At 63.8% G+C, this 5063-nt stretch carries 5 protein-coding genes; 1 reads left to right on the top strand and 4 read right to left on the bottom strand.

What is annotated here, in order from left to right; all coding sequences use genetic code 11:
- From EN969_RS01875 to EN969_RS01860, 4 genes are all read right to left on the bottom strand, one after another.
- Nucleotides 1-590: HAD family phosphatase (locus tag EN969_RS01875; RefSeq protein WP_206525125.1), on the bottom strand; the 590-nt coding region annotated here is incomplete at its 3' end.
- Nucleotides 590-2110, bottom strand: a complete 1521-nt coding sequence (locus EN969_RS01870; protein WP_127418971.1) for an FGGY-family carbohydrate kinase — start codon at nt 2108-2110, stop codon at nt 590-592. The genes EN969_RS01870 and EN969_RS01875, both read right to left, overlap by 1 nt.
- A gap of 163 nt (nt 2111-2273) precedes the next feature.
- Nucleotides 2274-3074, bottom strand: coding sequence for a BtpA/SgcQ family protein (locus EN969_RS01865; RefSeq protein ID WP_024502261.1), 801 nt, complete (start codon nt 3072-3074; stop codon nt 2274-2276).
- Between the two features lie 39 nt (nt 3075-3113).
- Nucleotides 3114-3974, bottom strand: a complete 861-nt coding sequence (locus tag EN969_RS01860; RefSeq protein ID WP_063170084.1) for a DeoR/GlpR family DNA-binding transcription regulator — start codon at nt 3972-3974, stop codon at nt 3114-3116.
- A gap of 166 nt (nt 3975-4140) precedes the next feature.
- On the opposite strand from EN969_RS01860, the gene EN969_RS01855 reads away from it, so the two are divergent.
- The gene (locus EN969_RS01855; RefSeq protein WP_024502263.1) at nt 4141-4941 is read left to right on the top strand and encodes an SDR family NAD(P)-dependent oxidoreductase; all 801 of its coding nucleotides are present in this window, start codon (nt 4141-4143) and stop codon (nt 4939-4941) included.
- Nucleotides 4942-5063 lie beyond the last annotated feature (122 nt).

The following is a 5063-nucleotide window of genomic DNA, read 5'->3' as shown; positions in this document are numbered from 1 at the left end:
GTGCTGAGATCGACGTCGCCGAGCAGGCCGCCGCTGGGGAGATAGCCGACCACGAACAGACCGGCGGCTCGTGCTGCCTTGGTGCCGGTGCGGCTGTCTTCCACAGCGACGACGGATCCCGGAGCTATGGCGAGCTGCCGGCAGGCCTCGCGATAGGGCGTTGGGTCGGGTTTGCCGACCGTAACGTCGTCGAGGCTGATTGTGAGGCTCATATGGTCGAGCACGCCGAGCGCATCCAGATTGGCATTGACGACTTGCCGGCCGGAATTTGACACGCAGACCTGCGGGACGCCGCGGTCAGCCAGGGTCCGGATCGTCTCGACCGCCTCGGGGATCGGGATGGCGTCCGCCCGGTTGGCGACGTAGTGGGCATTGATGGCGGCGAGCCACTCCGCCTGGTCAAGCCCGACTGGGAGGCGCGGACGCAGCATTGTCCAGACGTCGCCCATATGGATGCCGCGAAAGGCTTGGTCGGGCAGGTCGTCAAGATCGACGTTCCAGTTGCGGCAGCCGGCGAGGAGAGATTGATGATGCAACGGCTCGCTGTCGATCAGCGTTCCGTCGATGTCCCAGGCGACGGCGCGATACATCACGATGGCGATCCCGCTTTGGTCGCGCCAGGAGCCGATAGGCGTGTATAGAGATCGCGATAGCGGCGGTAACCGTCGCGGTAGATGTCGGCCTTTCGCGGGTCGGGATCGAGCCGGTCGGCGAAGCTGACGAAACCGGAAACGCCCGACCAGTCGTCGGTCAGGCCGGTGCCTATCGCCGCCGTCCAGGCAGCGCCGATGCAGGAGCCGGGGTGCCCGGTCAGGCGTTGGACCGGCTTTTGCAAGACATCCGCGACAATCTGCATCCAGACCTTGCTGCTTGAGCCGCCGTCGGAGGCGAGATAGCGCTCGGTCCGATGGCCCATGTCGTTGAGCACCTCGACATGATGCGCGATGGCAAAGGCATAGGCCTCGAGCAAAGCGCGCCAGACATGGCCGATATCGTGCGAAAGCGTCAGGCCGTCGATCACGCCGCGGGCCGCTGGATCATGGATCGGCGTCTTCTCGCCAAGGAAATAGGGCAGGATGATGAGGCCGTCGGCACCGGCGGGACGCTCTGCCGCCAGCGCATCGAGCCGCTGGTGTACGGAAATACCCTCGGCCTGTGCCGCGGCCATCTCGCCGCCGGCGAAATTGCGTACGAACCAGTTGAGGGCGGAGCCGCCTGTCGACATGCAGCCATTGGGCATGAACAGGCCCGGGACCAGGTGATAATCGAGATACATGCGCGGATCGGGCTTGATCTGATCGGTAGCGATCAGGATATCGACCGAGCCGCCGAATTTCAGGAGGACATCGCCCGGCTTGGCGACGCCGGCGCCAAGCGCGGAGGCGATCATGTCGGCTGCACCGCCGACGACCGGTGTTCCCGCCATCAGGCCTGTCTCATCGGCGGCCTTCGCCGAGACGGAGCCGAGGATCTCATGCGAGGCGATCTTTCGTGGCACGGCCGAGCGCGGTATGTGCGCGAGCGCCACCAGATCGTCGTCGATCCGGTGCGTCGAAACGTCGACGAAGCCGGCCTCCAGCGCCCAGTTCTGCTCGACCGCACGTTCGCCGGTGAGGCGCCAGTTGATATAATCGTAGGAGCCGAAAACGGTGGCGATGCGGCTGAACACCTCCGGCTCGTGACGCTCAATCCAGCGCAGCTTTGCGGTGACGAGCTGTTGGTTGATGCCGTTGCCGGCCTTGGCGATGAAAGCCGTCTCATCGCATTCGGTCCGCAGTTCGGCCACTTCGGCGCCACAGCGGCCGTCGCTCTGCTGGATGCTCGGCCGCAGCACTTCGCCCTTCTCTTTCAGAAAAACGACCGCCGGCAGCATGCCGGTGGTGCCGACCGCCACGATTTCCTCGGCCTTGATGCCGCTGGTCCTGAGCAACTCCTGCACGATGTCGCGGACATTGGTCCACCATTGCGCGGGATCTTCCTCGGCCCAGCCCGCATGCTCGGAATGCAGCGTGACGGGGCGCGAGGCGAGGCCCAGCACCTGATCGGGAAGCCGGATCAGGATGCCGATCGTCGAGGTGGTGCCGATATCGAGACCGAGAACGAACGCCATGTCGAATCCATTGAAATGCTGGGAAGGGCAGGCGGGCGAAACCTGTCTGCCTCGTTGTGTCGCACTGCTCGATACCAGTCGATCATTCCGGACGCCGGCCTGCAACGATCGATATGATCACCGCGAGCCGGCGCGATGGCCGGCATCGCCGTGGAAGCCGTCCTCAGCGCAAAGTGGCGACAACATCCATGAAGCGCTTGACCCGATCGCCGTCGACGGCGTTCCAGGTATTGCCACCGATCTTGAAATGGGTCCCGATCACGACGCCGCTCGCCAGCGAAAGGACGTCGCGGACATTGTCGATGTTCACGCCGGTGTTGGCGAAGACCGGCACGTCCTTGATCGTCTCGCAGACGCTGCGCAGGTGGGACTGGTCGGCCGGCTGGCCGGTGATCGGACCGGAGACGAGGATCGCGTCTGCCATCGACGAGAACACCGCGCTCTTGGCACGCAATTCAATCGGGCGCTGGTCGAGCGAGTGTGCGAACTCGGCATTGATGTTGAAGAGAAGCTTCATGTCGTCGCGACCAAGGTTGTGCCGCAGGCGCGAGGCGGCGGCGCAATCGGGCTCCCACAAGCCCATATCGGAAGCGAACAGGCCGGTGAAGATCTCGCGCACGAAACGGGCTCCGGTGGCAGCTCCGATCGCGACGCTGGCAGTCGGATCCCAGAGATAGTTGACGCCAAACGGCACTCTCAGCTCGGGCTTCACCGCCTGGACGATGGCAGTCATGGCGGCAATGCCCTCGGGCGGCGCCTTGAAGACATAGGGGCGGTCGTTCTCGTTGCCGAACATGATGGCATCGACGCCGCCGTTCTGCAGCTTGCGGATGTCGGAGAGTACGCCATCGATCAGCTTGTCGAGGCCGCCATCGGCATCATAGAGGGGCGTTCCCGGCAGGGCACCGATATGTGCCATCGAGATGACAGCCTTCTTCTTGTCGCCGAAAAATTCAAATACCATCGAGTCTTCTCCTTGGGGATAAAGTGAAAATGGCGCGCCTCAGTCGCGCGTCAGTGGCGGCGCGATGCGCAGGTCGACCTTGGCCGCGGCGAGCGCCGCGACGATCTTGGCCGGCGGCTCGGCATCGGTGATGAGGATGTCGAAGTCCGACAGTGGCGCTATCCGCACCAGCGACATGCGCAGGAATTTGGCGGAATCGCACAGGACGATCTTGGTGCCTGACCGCCTCAGATAGGCGCGCTTCATATCGGTATCATCGAAGGAATAATCGAAGAGGCCGTCCGCTGTGATACCGGAGACGCCGATCACGGCGACATCGAACCACAGCGCCTCGAACTGGGCGATGGCCGCAGGCCCGCCGGTCGACATCTCGTCGGCCCGTACGCGGCCGCCGGCAACATAGACTTCGGGCACACCGCCATTCAGCGCCGCCGCGATCCTGAGGCTGTTGGTGAACACCTTGGCGTGCGGAAGGTCCCTGAGGTGCTCGGCCATCAGATAGGTGGTGGTGCCGACATCCAAAGCGATCGTGCGGTATCCCGAAACCAGCGCGGCCGCGGCCGCGGCAATCGCGGCCTTCGGGTCGCGGCGCTGGCGCAAGCGCGAATCGAAACTCGGCTCTTCGCTGTCCATGGCGACCAGCGGCGGGTTGTCGGCCTCGATCGCGCCGCCATGGATTCGGACCAGCCTACCCTCGCGTTCCAGTTCGACGAGATCGCGGCGGATCGTCATGTCGGAAACGGCAAGTTCGGCCGCTGCCGCGGCGACGGTGAGCGACCCCGTCCGGCGCAGCAAAGCCAGGATGCGTGCCTGCCGGTCGTGCGCGAGAAGGCGCTGACGATCGGCGTCGCGCGGTGCGCCATGCGGCGATGTCTCAGGAAGGGTGGTGTCGTCTGCCATCGATGTATCCGGTGGGTAAGCCGCCGACGAAGCGGTCTGCTGATCTTCACACTACCGCATGATCAAACATTTTCAAACAAAAATATGTTTGCAGTGTTCGATTTTATTGGTATGCATCTCGATATCAACAAAATGCGTTCCGCCATCAAGCAGAGAGAATACGACCATGCCGGCTGTCTCCGTCACGCCTCCCGTGCTTGCCGAACTCGCGGGCAAGCGAGCCTTCGTGACGGGCGGTGGCGCGGGGATCGGCCGGGCGATCGCGACCGCCCTGACGCGGCAGGGCGTCGCCGTGGCGATCGGCGATCTGGATCCCAAGGCGGCACGTCAGGCGGCTGAGGAAATTGGTGGCGGTGCCGCCGCCGTCACGGTCGATGTCCGCCGCCGCGATTCCGTCGAGGCGGCCTTCTCCACCGTACTGGAAGCGCTTGGCGGCTGCGACATCCTGATCGCCAATGCCGGCGTGTCCACCATGCAGCACGCGCTCGATCTGACCGACGAAGAGTGGGACTTCAACTTTTCGGTCAATGCCCGCGGTGTATTCCTGGCAAATCAGATCGCTGGACGGCATTTTGTCAAGCAGGGCACGGGCTGCATCGTCAACACCGCCTCGCTTGCCGCGAAGGTCGGTGCGCCGCTCCTGGCGCATTATTCGGCATCCAAGTTCGCCGTGCTCGGCTGGACGCAGGCCTTTGCCCGCGAGCTCGCGCCCAAGGGGATACGCGTTAATGCCGTCTGTCCGGGGTTCGTCAAGACCGGCATGCAATCGCGCGAAGTCGAGTGGGAGGCGCATCTGCGGCAAGTCACGCCCGAACGGGTGGTCGCCGACTATATTGCGCAGACGCCGCTCGGCCGGCTCGAGCTGCCGGAGGATGTCGCCGACGTCGTCGTGTTCCTCTGCTCGGATCAAGCCCGCTTCATGACCGGCCAGGGCGTCAACGTGACCGGCGGCGTCTACATGACCTGACGGCCTTTCGGCGGCTGTAGCCGGATCCTGATGCGGGCACGCGCCTATCCAAAAAAGTGAACACATATGATCAGAAGTTAGGCTTTTAATGTTATATTTTGTTCTCTAAGATGACCGTTCGC

Source organism: Mesorhizobium sp. M7A.F.Ca.CA.003.01.2.1, assembly GCF_003998945.1.
Lineage (GTDB): Bacteria > Pseudomonadota > Alphaproteobacteria > Rhizobiales > Rhizobiaceae > Mesorhizobium > Mesorhizobium ciceri.
The sequence above is the reverse complement of the archived record's forward strand: the minus strand, read 5'-3'. Positions and strand labels throughout refer to the sequence as shown.